The organism is Viridibacillus arenosi (assembly GCF_001955655.1).
In the GTDB taxonomy this organism is placed as follows: Bacteria; Bacillota; Bacilli; order Bacillales_A; family Planococcaceae; genus Viridibacillus; species Viridibacillus arenosi.
In genome coordinates this window covers 107,256-128,432 of the sequence record NZ_MSPW01000003.1, presented here as the reverse complement: position 1 = coordinate 128,432, position 21,177 = coordinate 107,256, and the positions used below count along the sequence as shown (strand labels likewise).

Sequence of the window (21,177 nt, the reverse complement as noted above, 5' to 3'; positions counted from 1 at the left end):
CGTAATAAAATGACCATTCGTAATTGGAGGAAACTGATATGTTCTGGATACAATTTTCGATTTTGTTAATCTGCATCTTTATAGGTGCTAGGATAGGTGGACTTGGTCTTGGAGTAATGGGTGGTGTTGGATTAGCAATCTTTGTATTTCTTTTCGGCCTAGAACCTACTTCCGCACCTATTGATGTTATGCTGATGATTTTATCAGTAATTACTGCTGCAGGAGCTCTTCAAGCCGCAGGTGGTATGGAATATCTCGTTCATATTGCGGAGAAAGCATTAAGAAAAAATCCTAAATGGATTACATTCATCGCTCCTATCGTTACTTACGTTTTTACTTTTTGTGCAGGAACTGGACACGTTGCATACTCCGTTTTACCTGTTATTGCCGAAGTAGCCCGAGAATCAGGTGTTCGTCCTGAAAGACCAATGTCAATCGCAGTAATAGCATCACAGCAAGCAATTACAGCCAGTCCTATTTCAGCAGCGACTGTAGCATTATTAGCTTTATTAGCTGATTTCGAAATTACTTTACTAGATATTTTAATGATCTCTATACCTTCTACTTTTATCGGTTGTATGATAGCTGCTTTTGTTGTTAGTAGAAAAGGTAAAGAGCTACCAGAAGATCCGATTTATTTGAAACGCTTAGAAGAAGGCTTAGCTCCAATTAAACAAGATAAAAAAGCATTCTTTCCAACTAATGCTTCAAAACTTTCTGTTGTATTATTCTTACTTGCCGCAGTATTAATCGTTGCTCTAGGTTCATTTGAAAAATTACGTCCAGGTTGGGATATTGACGGCGTATTTACACCTATGTCTATGCCTGTTACCATTGAAATCGTTATGCTGACAATTGCTGCTTTAATCATTATTTGTTGTAAAGCAAATGTTGACGAAATTGTTTCTGGTAGTGTGTTTAAAGCCGGAGCTTCAGCAGTAGTAGCTATTTTCGGTATCGCTTGGATGGGTGACACATTCTTCAATGGTAATGCTGAACTTATTAACAGTTCGATTTCTGGCCTAGTCACAGCAGCTCCATGGTTATTTGCTATTGCATTATTTGTACTTTCTATTTTACTATACAGCCAAGCAGCAACGGTTCGAACACTAATACCTCTTGGTGTAACGCTTGGTATTAATCCAGCATTATTAATTGCCATTTTCCCAGCTGTTAATGGTTACTTCTTCATTCCAAACTATCCGACAGTAGTTGCAGCCATAAACTTTGACCGTACCGGAACAACTCGAATCGGAAAATATATTCTAAACCATAGCTTTATGCTCCCTGGTTTAGTTTCAACAATCTCTGCCGTTGTAATTGGTATATTACTAAGTTCTGTTTTACTCTAGATACTTTATTTAAAATGTAGCTTTTTATTCTTTGAGCGATTCAAGAAGGACTATTTCATTTTTCTTTTAAGAATATGTGCTAATGAATTACTCGGAGTTACATCAACTTCGAGTAATTCTTTATATAAGTATATCTATTCAGCAATTTGCCCAATTAATAGAATAAGAATTTGAATAAACTCTATATTGGTTAAAACAAATTAATTAAGCTAGAACAAGTTTTTTTATTTCCCCTTAAAGAGTGATAGGGTTTTGTTTTTAGAATTAAGGGGAATAAATCAACAGGAGATGAAAAAAAATAATGAACAAAACGATTATTACTTTAATTGCTGTTGCAATCATGTTAACGGCTTGTAACAGTAAAGGAGAAGATAAAAACAATAACGAGGTTACAGAAAAAAATGAGCAACTCTCGCAAACTGAGGGAGGACAAGAAGTTCGACAAGAAAATGATCAAAATCAATCTAATGAAAGTTCAAATCATGAGGAATCGACTTCATTACCTGAATATAATAATATTATTGAGCAAATTGATAATAAAGAATTTAACTTTCAAACTATAACAGATAACGAAGGTAAACGCGTTCTTCTTCTTATAGATAAAAACGGTGTAGAACAATACAAATCCATATATATCAAATACACCAATCGACTTAAAATAATTAAAATAAATGGAGAAGGACTAATTTTTAATGAAATTATAGAAGGAAAATAGATAATCCCCAAATAAACACCTAAATTTTCAACCCCGTCCTAATTTAGAACGGGGTTAATCTTGTTAGAACTATTAAGTTTTATCACTACATACTACGTGTTTTAAAATAAGGCTTAATATATTTTTTTATCAATATGATAATGAAGCCAAATAATATGGTTATTCAATAAACAAGATGCCTAAAAAGACTAGTGGGGAATCCAAAAGCAAATACCACATCCTATTGAACAACAGGGGCATATTCGTTTGATATATCAGGCTTGTAGAATTTTGTTTTAATGTATCCCCATCCAAAGGTACTGATGAAAAATAGGATATGTATTAACAGTGAACAATAAAATGCCTATAAGAATTCCGTATATATTTTAAAATGGAAATTAAAGGTTTATATGAATCAGAAGAGAATATAATTATCAAATGAGGGAGGTGGAATATTAGTGCTAAAAAAGAGTTTGATTATAACCTTTGTTATATTCACTATCTTATCAATTATTGGCTGTAATAAGAAGGACGTTTGGAAAGAAAGTTCTTTATTTGAATCTGGTGGATATACGATGATTGGTGAAAAAGGAAAACTTGGCTTTATATACGATGATAGTGAAGTAGTTAAGTTTTATCCAGATAAAACTCAAAAGTATATGTGGCATTTTTGGGGAACGAAAGAAGAGCTAGAACGTCCATTAAAAGTATTAGCTACCCATGAAGATGGTGGTGATCCAATTGTATTAATTGGGGGCAAAAATACTGTAAAACCACATAACGGTGCTGATATGAGTATGCCATCGAATATGTCGCTACCGGAAAGTGGTATGTGGAAAATGGATGTTTATTTTGATGACAACTTGTTTGGTACTGTCTATGTAAAGGTGCACGAAAAGAAATAAATGATTAAAACTATATTATTGAACGTAATTTGAATATAAAAAAGCATTTCAACAGAAATGCTTTTTTTAATACCCTCATTCAAACTTACATTATTATTCAGTCATTACAGTGTTTCTATTAATAGATAAACCATTTAATTGTTCAACGGGTACACCAGTTTCAGTGTAGCTTCTAACATGTTTCCAACCATTGTTTTTAAAGCGGAAAGTTTCAAAAAACAGATTAGCTGGTAGAGGACTTTGACCTTCAAGTAGAATCGTTGCAGATAGTATGGCCATGCATTCATCTCTACCTAAAGGAACTATGCCTATTTCTCTAACGTCCCATTTTGCTTCCTTACTTTTCACAAAATTAAACCCTTGAGCCCAACCTTCTAATGATTCACCATATCCATAATCGACTATCCCATTTTGCGTAACCTCTCGTGCTTGATAGTCTTTGGAAATGAGTGCTTTCATCTCTTCAAATGAGCATGTTCTCCAAATCTCTAAATAGCTATCTAAAAACTGTCTAAATGTTTGGCTCAAAGTAATCCTCCTTACAGATTGTAGTCTTCTTCAAGAATTCTATGAATAAAGAAAAAATCCTTTTTAATAAAGAGAATTAATTTATATTTTAGTTATATTTGCTCCGCTTCAATCTGAACCCCAACACGTTTCATCTGTAACCAATAATAAGTCGTTACCAGTACGCTGATAGCGCCAAATACCAGCACCATGAATTGTAGGCCAATAAAATCTAGTAAAGCACCTGTGGACAATAAGACTATTTGAAACATAATTCGATCTAGCATATTTCTGAAAGAAAAGAAGCGTCCATGGTATTCTTTCGGTACTTGTTTTTGAAATATCGTCATTACTGTTGGGAAGAAACAACCTAAAGAGAATCCGAAGAGCGCAAATGTTATTAATGTCAGGAACGAACTTCCTGCAAAATACAACAGCATTTCCCCACTTCCAATGACAATGAGACAAACAAATAAGATTCGCTCTATCCTCCATTTCTCCCCAATATATTTGATAGCAAAGGAACCAACCATAAAGGAAATGCCCTCTACAGTATAAATCATCCCTTTAATCATCGCAGAATCTTGAAATTCACTTATCTTAATGACTAATAAATTAAATGAACCTAAAAATAAGAGAGGTATAAACGATAAAATAAACGTCATTTTCACACCCAGATTTGCTTGAAGCATTGGGAATACTTCTTTAAAGCCACTTCCCTTTTTAGTACTTTCCTCGGGTTGAGCGGTGCTTTGAGGTTTCTCTTCTGGGATTTTTAACATAAAAGTAAACAAGAGCAATGCAATATACGCGACGAATGAGAGCAAATAAAGTGTACCTATAGCCGAATATACTAATATCAAACCGGCTAAGGCGGTCCCTGCAACACGAGCAACTGTAGAAACATTCATATCCCAACCATTTAATTGCAATAAATCCTTTTCACCTACAATTAAAGGCAAAGTAGCTTGAAGTGCTGGAAAATAAAAAGATGCAGAAATTTGTAAAAGTACTAAGAAAACAACCATCCACCAAATAGATCCTGTCGCTAATGCTATAAACATAAAGACAACACTTACAACACGCCCAACACTAGAGTAAATTAACACAGTTTTTTTACGGGATTGATCGATTATACGTCCAGCTAATGGCCCCATCATCACTCCAGCTAGTAAACCACTTGATAGAATAAGTGACTTAACAAAGTCAGAAGGCACCTTTTCTTGCATGAACTCTAGATTACCGATTATGCTCGCCCATAATCCAAGTCCTGCAATTAATTCACCAATTAAAACAATCCAAACATTCCGATTTTTCCACATATTCTTCTCCTTAAAAAGAAAGGAGCTACTATGAGCTCCTTTCTTCCTGTAATGTTACATATATTATTTTGTAGGCTTCATTTTCACAACTCTTGTAAGTTCACCGTCAGTATCAATATCAACTACAAATGAACCATTTGAGTAACGGTCTGCATTACGATAATTATCTTCATGTACTTGCTCTTGAACACCTTTTTCAGTTTCTAAAAGTAACACATCACCTTTATGAACATAAATGACTGTAAAGACACGGTGAGGATTCTTTTTCAACTCACGAACTGTTACGACTCCGCGTTTTGGACGACCGCTCACTTCTATTTCAGAGACATCCATTTTCTTCACTGCACCACGATGTGTAACAAGCATTAAATCACCTTTATCATTTTCAGGGATTATATTTGCAGCTACAATGTAATCTTCTTCTTTTAAGTTAATGGCTTTAACACCAGCTGTTTTAACACCTGTAACGGGTACATCTTCCATTGGGAATCGAACGGAATAACTGAAATGAGTAGTCAAGATGACTTCATCCGTAATCGTTACGAGATCCGCATAAATTACTTCGTCACCTTTTTTCACGTTCATTGTTTTAATTGGTTTTGAATAACGCTGAACTACATATTCATTCAGTGGTGAGCGTTTAATTTGGCCACCTTTAGTGATTGTCATAACAAATACATCCTGGTCAAATGTTTCTACCCCGCGTGCATTGATGATTACTTCATCCGAATCAATTGGCACAATACTTGAGATGTGCTGACCTAAGTCTTTCCAACGAATATCCGGTAGCTCATGTACAGGTTGATAAATATAATGTCCTTTGCTAGTAAATAGCAATAGATGCTGTTGCGTATTAATTTGGGATTCGTACAATAGATGATCGGAATCCTTCATCGCAAAGTCTTTACCATTCGAAGCATTGTAAGAACGTTGACTAGTACGTTTAACATAACCATCTTTAGTAACTGTCACCACAACATCTTCACTTGGAATTAAAACTTCTAAATTCAGTTTTATTTCTTCAATTTCAGCTTCAATAATTGAGCGACGTGGTTCAGCAAAACGTTTACGCACATCTTGTAATTCTTTCCTAATTACACTAATTAGTTTTGCTTCGCTTTCTAAAATACTTTGTAATTCAGCAATTTTCGCTTTAAGTTCTTCTTCTTCTTCACGTAATTCCGTAATATCGGTATTAGTTAAACGATATAGCTGTAATGAAACAATTGCTTCAGCTTGAATTTCAGTGAATTCGAATTTTAACATCAAGTTGTTTTTAGCATCTCTTTTATCTTTTGACTGACGGATTGTATGAATAACTTCATCCAAAATCGATAATGCCTTCATCAATCCTTCTACGATATGTAGGCGATCTTTCGCTTTTTTCAAGTCAAATTGAGAACGTCTTGTTACTACTTCTTTCTGATGATCGATATATGCATCTAATAGTAATGGCAATGTCATCATCGTTGGACGACGTTTATAAATCGCAATCATATTAAAGTTGTAAGTAATTTGAAGGTCTGTGTTTTTATATAAATATTGCAGAATTGGTTTTCCGGGTACTTCTTTTTTTAGTTCAATGACCATCCGTAAACCTGTACGGTCTGATTCATCACGTACTTCTGCAATTCCTTCAAGTCTTTTATCTAAACGCATTTCATCAATTTTCTTGACTAAGTTTGCTTTATTAACGTCATATGGTATTTCAGTAACAACGATTTGCTCCTTGCCGCCTTTAAGCTCTTCAATTTCCGCTTTTGCACGAACAATAATTTTCCCTCTACCTGTTTCATATGCTTTTTTGATACCTTCCACACCTTGGATAATACCGCCGGTTGGAAAATCTGGACCTTTGATAACGGTCATAAGCTCATCTACAGTCGCAATTGGGTTTTTCAATCGCATTAAAACAGCGTCTAATACTTCGTGTAATGCATGTGGAGGAATATCCGTTGCGTAACCTGCGGAAATACCAGTAGAGCCGTTAACAAGTAGATTTGGGAATCTAGCAGGTAATACAGTAGGCTCCATATCTTGGTCATCAAAGTTTGGTACAAGATCCACTGTCTCTTTCTGAATATCACGAAGCATTTCAGCTGCAATAGCAGATAGACGCGCTTCTGTATAACGCATTGCTGCCGCTGAATCTCCGTCGACTGAACCGTTATTACCATGCATTTCAATTAGCATATGACGCGCTTTCCAGTCTTGACTCATACGTACCATAGCTTCATAAACTGAACTATCACCATGTGGGTGGTAGTTACCAATTACGTTACCGACTGTTTTTGCTGATTTACGGAAGGGTTTATCATGTGTATTACCTCCCATAAACATTGCATATAATATACGGCGTTGTACGGGTTTTAAACCGTCACGAGCATCTGGTAAGGCACGATCTTGAATAATGTACTTACTGTATCGACCAAACCGATCGCCGATGACTTCTTCTAGTGGTAAATCTTGATAACTTTCGGTCTGTGTCATACTAAGTCCTCCTCATTTTGAATGAATTCATTATCAAGAATATTGGAGTCGTCTTCTAGACCAAAATCAACGTTAGATTCTATCCATTTACGACGTGGCTCTACTTTATCGCCCATAAGTGTTGTAACACGGCGTTCAGCTCGCGCACCATCGTCGATTTTAACACGGATTAATGTTCTTGTTTCTGGATTCATTGTTGTATCCCATAATTGGTCGGCATTCATCTCACCGAGACCTTTATAGCGTTGTAAAATATAGCCTTTGCCAATTTTATCAATCGCTTGTTGTAAATCTTTTTCAGTCCAAGCATATTCCAATACTTCTTTTTTACCTACCCCTTTTGAAACTTTATAAAGTGGAGGTAGTGCAATATATACTTTACCCGCTTCAATTAACGGTTTCATATAGCGATAAAAGAATGTCAATAATAGGACTTGGATATGTGCTCCATCTGTATCGGCATCGGTCATGATGATGACTTTATCGTATGCAGCATCATCAATAGTGAAGTCAGCTCCTACTCCTGCACCAACTGCATGAATAATCGTAGCGATTTCTTCATTTTTTAAGATATCTTGTAATTTTGCTTTTTCGGTGTTGATGACTTTACCACGCAGTGGCAAAATCGCTTGGAATGTACGGTCACGGCCTTGTTTTGCTGAACCGCCCGCAGAATCACCTTCGACAAGATATAATTCGTTTTTAGCAGCGTTACGAGATTGTGCTGGAGTTAGCTTTCCAGACAATAATGCACTAGATTTTTTGTTTTTCTTACCGTTACGTGCGTCTTCACGTGCTTTACGCGCTGCTTCACGTACCTGTTGCGCACGTATTGCTTTACGTACAAGGGAAGCACTTAGTTCAGCGTTTTCCTCTAACACATAAAGTAATTTCTCAGACACAACTGAATCGACGACACTTCTCGCTTCGCTAGTACCTAGCTTCCCTTTCGTTTGTCCTTCAAACTGTAGTAAGTTTTCAGGGATACGAACGGAAATAATAGCCGCTAAGCCTTCGCGAATATCTGAGCCGTCTAAGTTTTTGTCTTTTTCTTTTAGTAAGCCAATTTTACGTGCATATTCATTGAATACACGTGTCATAGCTGCCTTGGCACCGGTTTCATGTGTGCCCCCGTCACGAGTACGAACGTTGTTAACGAAAGATAAAATTGTTTCTGAATAGCCATCGTTGAATTGGAACGCAAATTCGACTGCAATTTCGTCTTGTGATCCTTCAACATACTTGACTGGGTGTAGAACGTCTTTTTCTTCGTTTAAGTATGCAACGAATGCCTCGATACCGTTTTCGTAATGATACGTTTCATGATTGCCTGTTTGTTCTTCAATTAGCTCGATTTTTAAGCCTTTTAATAAAAAGGCAGATTCTCGTAACCGTTCAGCAAGGGTGTCAAAATTATACTTTGTCGCTGAAAATATAGTGTCATCTGGTAGGAAATGTATACATGTTCCCGATTCTTTTGTTGTACCGATTTTCTCTAATGTAGTGGCGGGTTTACCACCATTTTCAAAGCGCATTCTATATTTTGTGCCGTCACGGTGAATAGTGACTTCAAGCCATGAGGATAGTGCATTTACTACGGAAGCACCTACACCGTGCAATCCTCCACTTGTTTTGTAGCCACCTTGTCCAAATTTACCACCTGCATGCAGAATGGTAAAAATAACTTCCGGTGTTGGTTTACCTGTTTTGTGCGTACCTGTTGGCATGCCTCGACCGTAGTCACGTACACTTATACTTTGATCCTCGTGAATTTTCACAATGATATGTGAACCAAAGCCAGCTAATGCTTCATCGACTGCATTGTCGACAATTTCATAAACAAGATGATGTAATCCTCGGCTATCAGTTGAACCGATATACATACCCGGACGTTTACGAACAGCTTCTAATCCTTCCAGTACTTGTATCGCATCATCATTGTAAGACATGACTGTTTGTTTATCTGTCAAAAAAATTCCCCCTAAATACAAACACCCGTTCCACTTAAAATTATATTACGCACTTTCTCTTTTACTGTCAACAAGCGGTAATTTAATTTCATATAGAGTTTATTGTACCAATACGTTGAATCTAAAGCAAAATAAGAATAAGATAATAATCTAAGAAGATGAGTATATTGTGTACCAACATACTATTATGATAAACTATTAGTACCAACTACTAAAAAAGAAGGAGTTTTTTATGAATATGATTCTATTAATCATTTTGACATACTTGATAGGTTCAATTCCTTCAGGTTTATGGATCGGTAAATTATTTTATAAAACCGATATCCGCGAACATGGCAGCGGAAACCTTGGTGCAACGAATACCTTCCGAATTCTCGGTAAAAAAGCAGGTATTGTTGTAACACTTATGGATATCTTAAAAGGAACGATAGCTACGGTATTACCTACACTTGCTTACTTTGCAGATAGTGGCATTCATCCACTGATTGCTGGAGCAATAGCAGTTGTTGGTCATATGTTCCCTGTATTCGCAAAATTCCGTGGTGGTAAAGCGGTAGCCACATCAGCTGGTGTAGTACTAGGTTACCATTGGCCAATTTTCATCATCTTATTTATTGCATTCATACTTTGCTTAAAAGTATCCAAAATGGTCAGCTTTTCTTCTATGTTTGCTTCTGTAGTAGCTTTTGTTTATGCTATTATATATACGTTCTTTGAGCAAGACTATTTTTTATTAATCATCATTACAATCTTAGCAGCCTTTATTTTTTACAGACATCGTTCGAATATTGTGCGTATTAAAGCAGGCACTGAGCCTAAGGTAAAATGGTTGTAAACTACAAGGAGTGTACATCGCATGAAAATTATCGTATCAGATGAAGCACTAGAATGGTTTGAAAAAGAAATGGATTTAGATGACGGGGACCAAATTCGATTTTATGCTCGCTATGGTGGTTCTAGCCCTTTTCATGAAGGTTTTTCACTTGGTATGAATCGTGAACAGTCTACGAATCCTGCAGTTGAAGTTGAAAAGAATAAAATACTTTTCTACATCGAAGAAGATGATTTGTGGTTTTTCGACAATCACGATCTACATATCTTGGTGGATGAAACACTTAATGAGATTAAATATGATTATACAAAAGAAGCTTAATAAAACAAACGAAAAGCATGGCGCTAAGTGCGCCATGCTTTTGTTATGCATAAAAGCGATTGTACAGCTGTAATTGCCCTTCATTTAACAAAATCCGGCGTTCAAAGTCGCCAAAAAGGTCGAAATGCGGGTAATGCTTATAATCGATCCACTCAGGTTTTAAACCATAGTTTGCTCCCCATTTGATGAGTTTTTCGACGTCAGCACAACCTGCTTTTGTCACAGTTTTACAACCTGGGAAACGCTCGTCCTTCCAATAATGAGTAAGAAAAGCGATTTCACCAGCTGTCACGCGCTCTTTCCATAATTCCAGCTCAGCTCTAGTGACACCTAATGCCATTAAGCTTCTTTTCTTTCAATTTCTTTATATTTTTCATCCCATATAGGGTCTACTCTACCTAAAGAAACAGGTCTAAAATTATCTTTTTTCACTAAAATGTGTTCTGATTTTGCAGTTACCGCTACAGTGCCATCTTCATGAAGAACCTCATAGCCATATACTGTACGTAACTTTCCGTGGGATTCAATCCAAGTTCGAACTGTCGCAACTTGGCCATATCTCATCGAAGCTTTGTATTGAATGGAAATATCCATCACTGGTGATACATAACCATCTGCCTCAAGTTGTGTCACTGAAAATCCTAAGTCATGGATTAACTGTGTACGTCCCAATTCAAGCCAAATGATATAATTCGAGTGATATACTACACCCATTTGGTCTGTTTCCGCATAACGGATTTCTATCTCTTTATTACTAACAAACATTTAATTCACCTCATAACTCTATTATACAGAAGTCTAGCTAAAATTACTCACAAAAGCCTTATATATAGCGTAATTCGACATCAAACTATTGAATTTATACTTCTCTATTACAAAAAGGCGAAGCCATTAGCTTCGCCTTTCATTATCGTTTACTTGCTTCTTTTGATGCTAACAAACCAATTGATTTGTTTTTCTTCCATACATTATTCCAATGTCGGTGAGATACTGGACCTTCACCTGCATACGGTGCAATTTCAACTGTAATACCAGGCTTTTTCTGTGACATGATAAACCAATCAGCAGATGATCCACTTCCTCTCGCATACAGAGGTGGGATGATTGAATACCCAGTTACCCGGCTAATTTGACGTGTTAACGCTAAATCACGCTTATAGTTAGCGCTATTTTGGAAGTTAAACCAATATAGAATTTGACCAGATGAGTGATATGAAATGTCAGACTTGAATTTATGACGTTCGACAAAAGCTTTGAGTGCTTGCGCTTCGGGTTCTGAGAATACACGAGGACCTTTGTAACCTTTATAGGTTTTAGGTTTAAAAGGTACATATTTCCATTCACCATCGAAATTTCGATTTAAATCGACACCTCGAGCATTAGCTTTCCAACGTTTGTAATTTGAGCTTTTATTGATCTTCTTGATTAAGTTCTTATTTGCCATACTATTTATACCATTTTGCACTAATGTCACCCCATCAGGGTTAATCATTGGAACAAACCAAATACTTGTAGTATCAAGGGTTTGACGCACATTATAGCCTGCAAAGCTTGTCTTTTTGTTGTAGCTATAAGAGTAGTTATCTATCATTTCCATCACTACATTTGTAGTCATATGTTCACGAGCATGAATGGCTGCATCAACTAAGATCTCTTTCTTACCGTTCCCAACTCTTAACGCATAGATTGCTCTTCCTTCTACAGATTCACCAATTTTCTCTAGAGATGTAAATTCAGGATATAGTTTAGCGAAAACTTTTACATAGTATGAATATGCCTTATAAGTGACGTTTTTTGTCGGATTAACAATGTTTTTATGATAATAATTTGTTAAATCGACATACCCAGATTGGCCTAAATATTCAATAATACCATGACCTTTAGATATACCTTTTAAGTGCACAGTTTGTCCTTTGTTTAATGAACCGATTTTGATACCATTTTGATCGTACACAGCTGAGGCTTTTTCTGCATACAAAGTGATTGGATAAGTTGCTGATTTCAGCGTGGATAAAGAGCTTGCCTTCTTTGTAGGCATTGTGCCAGCAATCGGAACGGCATATTGTTTACCACTCTTCTTAATGTAATGGTACTTACTCGTTGTTTTTGTCGGTTTAAAAATAGCACCTTTTTTTAATGTACCGATTTTTTTGAATTTACTATTTGTAACTGTATATAGTGTCACTGATTTATTCGCAATTTCGACCTTATCTGTTGATTTAAATGATAATTCGACATCTTTAAATGCGATATAACCAGTTTGATTTCCTATGTTTACTACAAAGTAGTTGTCGACAATATTGATTGTTTTTAACTTTGTTGCTTGGGTTCCTGCTGCCAAAACTGTCGAATTTGTGCTTGGCTCGTTAAAAATTTTGAAGGATTTTTTAGTTGTAAAACTAACTGTCTTTTTCACTTCAGGTTTTACAACTTCTATGTTTGCTTCACTTAGGTTTTCACGTGCAATCCAATATGTACTATGACCAATTGATAATTCATACCAATTTACGTTATCTGTACGATTCACGTGGTAAATGGTTGATGAATCATTTAATTGTAATAGAGCTTTTGTAGTGTTATTTGGTTCGAATAATAAACTATCTTCATTCACTGTTACATATGTATAAATAACCTCTGGTGATTCTACAATCGTTTCTTCTTCCGTTGTTTCAGGGTTTTCTGGCGTTTCTACAGAGGTTTGTTTTTCTTGTATTTCCGGTTCAACTTTATCTGATGTTTTTTCTATTGTAATTACTTCTTGCGGTACAACTGCTTCACCTATTTCAACTTCCTCATTGTCCTCTTGTTGTTGCTCTACTGGAGCTGCATGAACTGTATTTAAGTATGCAACCGGCACATTAAGAGCAAGGAGGAAGGCAATTGAAGATGCGAAAAGTTGAAAACTCTTCTTTTTCATAAATTCCAATTGGTACACCTCTACTATTTTATTCTCAATTTGACTCAAAATATCATTTATCTTCCATATTCAAATAAAAAAATACATGTGTAGCATACAATTAAGATACGCTACACATGTATACAAGGCAAGGAAGACTCTTAAAGAATCATACCTAACTTATTTTGTTAATTTGTTACGAAGTACCATTTGTAGGATACCGCCGTTACGGTAGTAGTCTACTTCTACTTCTGAGTCGAAACGTGCAAGAGCTTTGAATTCTTTAACAGAACCATCTTCAGCTTTAGCAGTTACAGTTAAGATATCTTGAGGTTTAACACCTTCAGCGATATTAACTGAGATTTCTTCTTTACCAGTTAAGCCTAAAGATTCAGCGCTTTGTCCATCAACATATTGTAATGGAAGAACACCCATCATTACTAGGTTTGAACGGTGAATACGTTCGTAAGATTCAGCGATAACTGTTTTAACGCCTAAAAGGTTAGTACCTTTCGCAGCCCAGTCACGTGAAGAACCCATACCGTAATCTTTTCCAGCAAGTACAGCTAAACCAGTACCATTTTTAGCGTATTTCATAGCTGCATCGTAAATGTACTCAACTTCGCCTGTTGGCCAGTAAGTAGTGTAACCACCTTCTGTACCAGGAGCAACTTGGTTACGGATACGGATGTTAGCGAAAGTACCGCGCATCATAACTTCGTGGTTACCACGACGAGAACCGTAAGAGTTGAAGTTACGTGGTTCTACACCGTTAGCACGTAAGTATTGACCAGCTGGTGTATCTTTACCAATCGCACCTGCAGGAGAGATGTGGTCAGTTGTGATAGAGTCACCGAACTTCGCAAGTACACGTAAGCCAGAAAGCCCTTTAATGTCTTCTGGTTTTGGTGCAAGGTTTTGGAAGAATGGTGGGTTTTGAATGTAAGTTGAATTTTCATCAAATGTATATAGAGAATCAGTTGAAGTTTCAATTTCATTCCATTTTTCGTTCTCGTCGAATACGCGAGCATATTCTTTTTGGAATAGATCACGAGTTACAACTTTGTTAAGAACATTGTTAATTTCTTCAGTTGAAGGCCAGATATCAGCGAAGAATACATCGTTGCCATCTTTGTCTTTACCGAATGAATCATGTTGAAGATCTACATCTACAGTACCAGCTAATGCATAAGCAACAACAAGTGGTGGTGATGCTAAGTAGTTAGCTTTAACTAGTGGGTGTACACGACCTTCAAAGTTACGGTTACCTGAAAGAACAGAAGTTACGAATAAATCATTTGAAGTAATCGCTTCTTCAATTTCAGGAAGTAATGGACCTGAGTTACCGATACATGTAGTACAGCCGTAACCTACTGTGTTGAAACCGATTTCGTCCAAGTAAGAAGTTAGACCAGAATCATTTAAGTATCCAGTAACAACTTTTGAACCTGGTGCTAATGAAGTTTTAACCCATTTAGGAACAGTTAAACCTTTTTCAACAGCTTTTTTAGCTACTAAACCAGCAGCGATTAATACGTAAGGGTTAGATGTATTTGTACATGAAGTGATTGCAGCGATTGCTACAGCACCTGCAGGAATTTCTACATCGCCTTCAGCGAATTTAGCAGTTGCAGTTTTATCGAATTCTTTTTCAGTTAAACCAAAACCTTGTACACCAGAAGGAGCTACTACTACTTCGTGGTAACGTTTTTTCATGTTTGAAAGTGGAATTAAATCTTGCGGACGTTTAGGACCTGATAAGTTAGGTTCGATTTCAGCAAGGTTAATTTCAACAACGTCTGTGTAAACTGGTTCTAATTCAGGATCAAAGAACATGTTGTTTTCTTTTAAGTATTTTTCAACAACTTGGATGTGCTCTTCGTCACGACCAGTTAAACGCATATAGTTTAACGATTCTTCATCAATTGCGAAGTAACCACATGTAGCACCATATTCTGGAGCCATGTTTGAAATTGTTGCACGGTCAGCTAATGGTAATTGAGGAATCCCAGGACCGAAGAACTCAACAAATTTATTTACTACACCTTTAGCACGTAGTACTTGAGTTACTTTAAGAGCTAAGTCAGTAGCTGTAGTTCCGTTTGGAAGATCGCCTGTTAATTTAACACCGATTACTTCTGGAACTGGGAAGTATGAAGGTTGACCTAACATACCTGCTTCAGCTTCGATACCACCTACACCCCATCCAAGTACGCCGATACCGTTGATCATTGTAGTATGTGAGTCAGTACCAACCACTGAATCTGGGAATGTTTCGAAAGTTCCGTCTGCATTTTCATTCACGTGTACAACTGGAGCTAAGTACTCAAGGTTAACTTGGTGAACGATACCAGTTGCTGGAGGTACAGCACGGAAGTTGTCATAAGCTGTTTGAGCCCATTTTAAGAAGTTGTAACGCTCAGCATTACGTTCGAATTCAAGGTCCATGTTAGCTTGTAAAGCTGTTGCAGTACCATATTTGTCAACTTGTACTGAGTGGTCAATTACAAGGTCAACTGGAATTGCAGGGTTAATTTCGTTAGCGTCTCCGCCCATTTCTTTCATAGCAGAACGTAGAGATGCTAAGTCAACTACTACTGGTACACCAGTGAAATCTTGTAATACTACGCGTGATGGTTTGAAAGGAACTTCAGCATTAGGGTCTACATCTGCGCCCCATTTTGCTAATTGATCAACATGATCCTCTTTGATTACATAGCCGTCATATTGACGTAAAACAGATTCTAATAACACTTTGATTGAATAAGGAAGGCGTGATACATTTGCGATACCAGCTTCTTCGATAGCAGCTAAACGGTAGAAGTTATACTGTTTACCATTTACCTCGAATGAAGCACGGCTGTTATGCAAGTTTTTGTTTGCCATAGGTTGGTTCCCCCTCTAATTAACTAATGAAAAGGCTTTAATAATAGCTTCTTTTCTCCACCAACAATAATATACTAAATAGATACATAAGTAAATTACATTAATATTATAGTATGTGATAAGTTATATTTATGACCTTTTCCAAATGCCATAAGCACTCTCGAAAATGTTGATTTTTCATTTTAATACAGAATACATCAAATTTTACGAAATTAAAAAAATGTCTACAAAAGCAACTGTAGACATGTTTTTAATTATCGATCTTCTACTATTATATAAGTTGCTTTTATTGGTCCGTGCACACCAACTACTAGATTCATCTCAATATCAGCTGAATTACTTGGTCCAGATATGAAATTAATACATGGCGGCACTGTTTCACCATTTTGCACTTTTTCAGAGATGATTTGTGCTGCTTGCGTCATTCTTGGGACAATTGTGCTTTTTGGGATAATCGCAATATAGGTTTGCGGAAGCAAACTGACTGATCGCCCTTGACCGCCTGTTGAAAATAAAACAACTGTTGCAGACTCGGCAAGTGTTATATCACTAAATGTAATACCCACATTCGCTTTTTCTGCAAGTATAATATTGTCATCTCCATTTTCTACATTCCATTCATTCACTTCAATACTAGCTTGTGGCCATTCTTCTTCCAATAGATTACGTAAACCGAATGTGTCAAAGCGTTCATCTTTCCAAATAGAAACAGGACCACCTCCATACAAATCTACACGATTTGCTAACACTTCTTTTAATTGGTCTGCAGTTGTTTCAATATAGTCTGTATGAATATTGCTACATTGTTTCTGAAACACTTGCACTAGCTCATCTCGGGATAGATCAGTAAGTGTTTTTGCTTGCGGATTGTACTTCCAGTTTCGTTCAGGCTTTTTTGTTGTATTCATTTCTCGGCCAAGTGCTGTTGCGATATTTTTTATAAATGGTGCACGTTGTTGGATCATTTATTGTCTCCTCCTTCACGGTTTTTATACCAGTCGCGGAAACGTTCATTTTTTGGTGTAGGGAATTCGCGAATCATCGTCCATTCTTTTAATGGTCCCGGTCCTTTAGATATAAACTCTTTGTCTTTCATAAAGGGCTTCATCACTTTTGTTGCGAGTTTTGTTCCTGTTGTATATAGCGGATTGGAGGCTGCCCCAATACCAAACGCCTTCATCATCAAACCTTCAGAAATTGGTGCTTTACCTTCTTTTTCTACTATTATTTGTCGATGTTTGTGAAGTAAATCATGCAACGGAATCTTCACAGGGCATGCTTCTGTACAAGCACCACATAATGTAGAGGCGTAAGGTAATTCTTTAAAGTCATCATATCCTGCAAGTAACGGAGTCAAAACAGCGCCTATTGGTCCTGGATAGATTGAGTTATATGAATGACCTCCAATATGACGATATACAGGGCAGACATTTATGCAGGCAGCACAGCGTATACATTGCAATACTGATTGAAATTCTGTACCTAGAATTTTTGAACGACCATTATCCACGATGACTAGATGGAATTCTTCAGGACCATCAGCATCACCTTCACGGCGTGGCCCTGATAATACCGTGATATAACTCGTTAGTTTTTGCCCAACAGCACTTCGTGTCAATAAACTCACGAGTACTTCTAATTCTTCAAACGTTGGTACAATGCGCTCCATACCCATAACGGTAATTTGCGTTTTCGGAACAGTCGTAGCTAGACGAGCATTCCCTTCATTTGTTACTAAACTAATCGAACCAGATTCAGCAATTGCAAAGTTACAACCTGTAATACCGACATCTGCAGTTAAAAATTCATTACGTAGTGTCTCACGTGCATGACGTGCCAATTCTGTTGGATCGTTAGATTTTTTATAGTTTATTTTCTCTTCAAATACCTTACGAATTTGCTCTTTGTTTTTATGTAATGCAGGTGCGACTATATGGGATGGTGGGTCGTGTTCGTCAAGCTGTAAAATATATTCCCCTAAATCGGTCTCAATCACATTACAACCAGCCTTTTCTAATACAGCATTTAAGCCGATCTCTTCAGTAACCATAGATTTCGATTTGACAATCTTTTTTGCATTTTTCTTTTTAACAACCTCTTCAATATATCGATTAGCGTCATCTGCGGTTTGTGCAAAGAAAACGTGACCACCAAGCTTTTGTACGTTGTCAGATAACTCTTGTAAATAATAATCTAAATTTTCCAGCACATGTTGGCGAATCTCTTCCCCGTGAGAGCGCCATTCTTCCCAGTTCCCAAGTTCCTCAGCGTTTTCTAATCGGCGAGAACGCAGGCGATCCTGTGCACCAGACACCGCACCGCGCATAAAATCATCTTGTAAATTATCTTTTACTTTGTCTTTAAAATTCCCATCCGTAATTTTTACAGCCATACGCTCACCCCTTAATGTGAATTTAATACTTCAGCAATATGCATTACTTTCACCGGTACCTGCCTACGTTGCATTCGTCCAGCAATGTTCATAATGCAACCGCCGTCAGATGCTACTAAAATCTGCGCATTTGTAGAGATTGCAGCATCAACTTTTTCATCAACCATTTGTTCCGAAATATTCCCCATTTTCACGGAGAACGTTCCCCCGAAACCACAGCAATTATACGCATACGGTAAAGGTTTCATTTCTAGGCCTTCTACGTTGGATAAAAGTGTATAGGGTGCATCTTTTATCCCTAATAAGCGTGTCATATGACATGATGGATGATAAGTTGCTTCTCCAGTTAACTTAGCTCCGACATCTTCTACCTTTAATACATTGACGATAAAATCAGTTAGTTCGTACGTTTTTTCAGCCAATAGCCTTGCACGTGCAGACCAACCTGGTTCATCTTTTAAAATTTTTGGATATTCATGAAACATTGTTGCACACGAACCTGATGGTGTGACAACAACTTCCGCTGCTTCAAACGTTTCTATCATTTTTTTAATAGCAGCTTTTGTATGCTCAACATATCCAGAATTGTAAGACGGTTGACCACAGCATACTTGCGCTGTAGGAAAATCAATTTCACAACCAAGTCGCTCCAATAACTCCACAGTTGCTTTTCCCACATTTGTTTCAAACATATCCACAAGACATGTTACAAATAGTGTTACCTTCATGTACATACCCCCTCAAAGATATGGTCATCTGATGACTTGTTTTTTATTAATGATACAGTAATAAACAATGGTTTTCCAATCTTTTTATTGAAAATACGAATTTTTCTGTTAATTTAAAATAGAAGAATGACTTATAGATTAGTCATTTTCCTCTTGGATATATTGTGCTAAAACTGACTCTACAAATTGCAAATGTGCCTTCATCGCCTTTGCTGCACCTTCTGCATCCTGTGCTTCTATTTGTTTGTATATTAAATGGTGTTGTTCGTTTAATAGATCTAATGTTTTTTTTTCATCATACAAACAAATACGACGTGTTTCACGCATAGATTCAGACATTAAATGAGACACATGTTGCATTAATGTACTAAGTAATACATTATTCGCAGCCTTAGCAATGGCTAAGTGGAAGGCTAAGTCAGCTCTCTCCCCTAAATCAGAGTTTTTTTTGTGATTGATCATTTCCATTAAATGAACACGCATCACTTCCAAATCTTCTGCGGTTCTTTTTTGAGCAGCGCTTGCGACAATGCCCGTTTCTAAAATTTGTCGTACTTCTAATAACTCTTGAATGTTTTTATCCGTCATAAGTATTGCACTTTGGATAGGATAAGCTAGATTATCTGCAGTGAATGTTTTGACGAATGTCCCTTCCCCTTGCCGCATTTCAATAAGTCCCATTGCTCTTAAGGAAGTTAGTGCTTCACGAATTGCTGATCTTCCTACTTGAAAATTGACTGCCAATTCTTGTACAGAGTCTAATTGATCTCCTGGTTTCAACTGACCATCTTTAATCATTTCTAATAATATATCAGCCACTTCTTCGTAAATCTTTTTTCTGGTAATCTTTTTATAGTTCAATTGTATGTCACCTCTATTCTATTATAACCAAAGGAAATACTATATTAAAAACTAATGTTAAATAATAATTGTGGATCATCTGATAACATACATAATTGGTTTGTTGTCTATTCTTAAGTTATACGAAAAATCGTTAATGTAATTAATTTATAAAAAGCATTGTTTTCTTTCGAAGTTGTGTTAATCTTTCTTATTAAAATGGTGGTAGAAGTATACATTGATTGATGATAAAATTGTGCAGCAGTGATGTGGTCATAATATAGACTAACGAGGTTTATATATTAACTATATTCAGTTACATAGTGTCTAAAACACATAGTTCATTAGAAGACAGTTAGTGGAAATCAAATGTTTTTCTGCTATAACACCCTTTTTTTCGATTAAGCATAGCATTTTATATTGACAAAAAAACCGTCTAGACGGTACAATGAAAACACAAAAAAGACCATCTGGACGGTTTTATTCAAGGGGGGGCTTACACATGGAATCAAAAGCAACAATCAAGCGCAAACACATTCTAAAATCTGCTAAAGACTATATTTTGGAAAATGATATAAACTCACTAACTTTAGATTCAGTGGCAAAGCAAGCTGGGATTAGTAAAGGTGGTTTATTGTATCACTTTCCCAATAAAGAAGCATTATTATTGGAAGTAACTCAATATATCTTCACAGATTTCACTTCTCGATTTAATGAGCACGCTATGAATGACTCGATAGAAAAAGGTAGATGGAGCCGAGCTTTAATAGAAGCAACAAAAGAGGATTTGAGTAACAATGCCGAGTTAAATGTAGGACTACTTGCTTCTTCTATGTTAAATCCAGATTTATTAACAAACATGTCTAAAAGCTATCAGTATATGCAAAATAAAGTGGAGCAAGATAGTATAGATCCAGTAACAGCAACTATTATTCGATTAGCTATAGATGGACTATACTATTCAGAACTGTTTAATATAGCTCCATTAGATGAAAAATTGCGTGAAGATGTTATTCAAAAATTAATTAGCATGACAAAGTAG

The 21,177-nt window shown here is 36.5% G+C and carries 18 protein-coding genes; 6 read left to right on the top strand and 12 right to left on the bottom strand.

Annotation, left to right across the window (positions count from 1 at the left end):
* Nucleotides 1-38 precede the first annotated feature (38 nt).
* From BK137_RS07235 to BK137_RS07225, 3 genes are all read left to right on the top strand, one after another.
* Nucleotides 39-1,352 (top strand): anaerobic C4-dicarboxylate transporter family protein, encoded by a 1,314-nt coding sequence (locus BK137_RS07235; RefSeq protein ID WP_038181884.1) that lies wholly within the window; start codon nucleotides 39-41, stop codon nucleotides 1,350-1,352.
* A 301-nt stretch (nucleotides 1,353-1,653) separates the two neighbouring features.
* Nucleotides 1,654-2,067 carry a hypothetical protein gene (locus BK137_RS07230; protein WP_038181887.1) on the top strand — a complete coding sequence of 138 codons (414 nt, stop codon included), beginning with the start codon at nucleotides 1,654-1,656 and terminating at the stop codon, nucleotides 2,065-2,067.
* Between the two features lie 437 nt (nucleotides 2,068-2,504).
* Complete coding sequence (locus BK137_RS07225) at nucleotides 2,505-2,951, top strand: hypothetical protein (RefSeq protein ID WP_038181890.1); 447 nt, start codon at nucleotides 2,505-2,507, stop codon at nucleotides 2,949-2,951.
* Between the two features lie 93 nt (nucleotides 2,952-3,044).
* On the opposite strand, the gene BK137_RS07220 is transcribed toward BK137_RS07225, so the two are convergent.
* The 4 genes from BK137_RS07220 to parE form a co-directional block, all read right to left on the bottom strand.
* Nucleotides 3,045-3,479, bottom strand: a complete 435-nt coding sequence (locus BK137_RS07220; RefSeq protein ID WP_038181892.1) for a hypothetical protein — start codon at nucleotides 3,477-3,479, stop codon at nucleotides 3,045-3,047.
* A gap of 92 nt (nucleotides 3,480-3,571) precedes the next feature.
* Nucleotides 3,572-4,780 carry an MFS transporter gene (locus BK137_RS07215; RefSeq protein ID WP_038181895.1) on the bottom strand — a complete coding sequence of 403 codons (1,209 nt, stop codon included), beginning with the start codon at nucleotides 4,778-4,780 and terminating at the stop codon, nucleotides 3,572-3,574.
* Between the two features lie 63 nt (nucleotides 4,781-4,843).
* Complete coding sequence (gene parC / locus BK137_RS07210) at nucleotides 4,844-7,270, bottom strand: DNA topoisomerase IV subunit A (RefSeq protein WP_038181897.1); 2,427 nt, start codon at nucleotides 7,268-7,270, stop codon at nucleotides 4,844-4,846.
* A complete protein-coding gene (gene parE, locus BK137_RS07205; RefSeq protein ID WP_038183076.1) occupies nucleotides 7,267-9,219 on the bottom strand; it encodes a DNA topoisomerase IV subunit B in 1,953 nt (650 codons plus the stop codon). The genes parC and parE overlap by 4 nt, the downstream gene beginning before the upstream one ends.
* A 253-nt stretch (nucleotides 9,220-9,472) precedes the next feature.
* Between parE and plsY the strand changes: the two genes are divergently transcribed.
* Both plsY and BK137_RS07195 read left to right on the top strand, forming a co-directional pair.
* Nucleotides 9,473-10,075, top strand: coding sequence for a glycerol-3-phosphate 1-O-acyltransferase PlsY (plsY, locus tag BK137_RS07200; protein WP_038181900.1), 603 nt, complete (start codon nucleotides 9,473-9,475; stop codon nucleotides 10,073-10,075).
* Nucleotides 10,076-10,096: 21 nt separating this feature from the next.
* Nucleotides 10,097-10,393, top strand: coding sequence for a HesB/YadR/YfhF family protein (locus BK137_RS07195; protein WP_038181904.1), 297 nt, complete (start codon nucleotides 10,097-10,099; stop codon nucleotides 10,391-10,393).
* A 43-nt stretch (nucleotides 10,394-10,436) separates the two neighbouring features.
* Here the strand turns inward: BK137_RS07195 and BK137_RS07190 are convergent, their stop codons facing one another.
* The 8 genes from BK137_RS07190 to BK137_RS07155 all read right to left on the bottom strand — a co-directional run bounded on the left by BK137_RS07190 (nucleotide 10,437) and on the right by BK137_RS07155 (nucleotide 20,156).
* The gene (locus tag BK137_RS07190; protein ID WP_038181907.1) at nucleotides 10,437-10,733 is read right to left on the bottom strand and encodes a hypothetical protein; all 297 of its coding nucleotides are present in this window, start codon (nucleotides 10,731-10,733) and stop codon (nucleotides 10,437-10,439) included.
* Nucleotides 10,733-11,158 (bottom strand): acyl-CoA thioesterase, encoded by a 426-nt coding sequence (locus tag BK137_RS07185; RefSeq protein ID WP_038181910.1) that lies wholly within the window; start codon nucleotides 11,156-11,158, stop codon nucleotides 10,733-10,735. Before BK137_RS07185 ends, BK137_RS07190 begins: the two co-directional genes overlap by 1 nt.
* Nucleotides 11,159-11,300: 142 nt before the next feature.
* Nucleotides 11,301-13,310 carry a M14 family zinc carboxypeptidase gene (locus BK137_RS07180; RefSeq protein ID WP_143691018.1) on the bottom strand — a complete coding sequence of 670 codons (2,010 nt, stop codon included), beginning with the start codon at nucleotides 13,308-13,310 and terminating at the stop codon, nucleotides 11,301-11,303.
* Nucleotides 13,311-13,469: 159 nt separating this feature from the next.
* A complete protein-coding gene (gene acnA, locus BK137_RS07175) occupies nucleotides 13,470-16,175 on the bottom strand; it encodes an aconitate hydratase AcnA (protein ID WP_038181913.1) in 2,706 nt (901 codons plus the stop codon).
* A 254-nt stretch (nucleotides 16,176-16,429) separates the two neighbouring features.
* Nucleotides 16,430-17,140, bottom strand: coding sequence for a LutC/YkgG family protein (locus BK137_RS07170; protein WP_038181916.1), 711 nt, complete (start codon nucleotides 17,138-17,140; stop codon nucleotides 16,430-16,432).
* The gene (locus tag BK137_RS07165) at nucleotides 17,137-18,567 is read right to left on the bottom strand and encodes a LutB/LldF family L-lactate oxidation iron-sulfur protein (protein WP_038181919.1); all 1,431 of its coding nucleotides are present in this window, start codon (nucleotides 18,565-18,567) and stop codon (nucleotides 17,137-17,139) included. The genes BK137_RS07170 and BK137_RS07165 overlap by 4 nt, the downstream gene beginning before the upstream one ends.
* Before the next feature lie 11 nt (nucleotides 18,568-18,578).
* Entirely contained in the window at nucleotides 18,579-19,295 is a 717-nt protein-coding gene (locus BK137_RS07160; RefSeq protein ID WP_038181922.1) for a (Fe-S)-binding protein, read from the bottom strand.
* Nucleotides 19,296-19,433: 138 nt separating this feature from the next.
* Entirely contained in the window at nucleotides 19,434-20,156 is a 723-nt protein-coding gene (locus tag BK137_RS07155; RefSeq protein WP_038181926.1) for a FadR/GntR family transcriptional regulator, read from the bottom strand.
* A gap of 481 nt (nucleotides 20,157-20,637) precedes the next feature.
* Here BK137_RS07155 and BK137_RS07150 point away from each other — a divergent pair, with 481 nt between their 5' ends.
* Complete coding sequence (locus BK137_RS07150) at nucleotides 20,638-21,177, top strand: TetR/AcrR family transcriptional regulator (RefSeq protein ID WP_038181928.1); 540 nt, start codon at nucleotides 20,638-20,640, stop codon at nucleotides 21,175-21,177.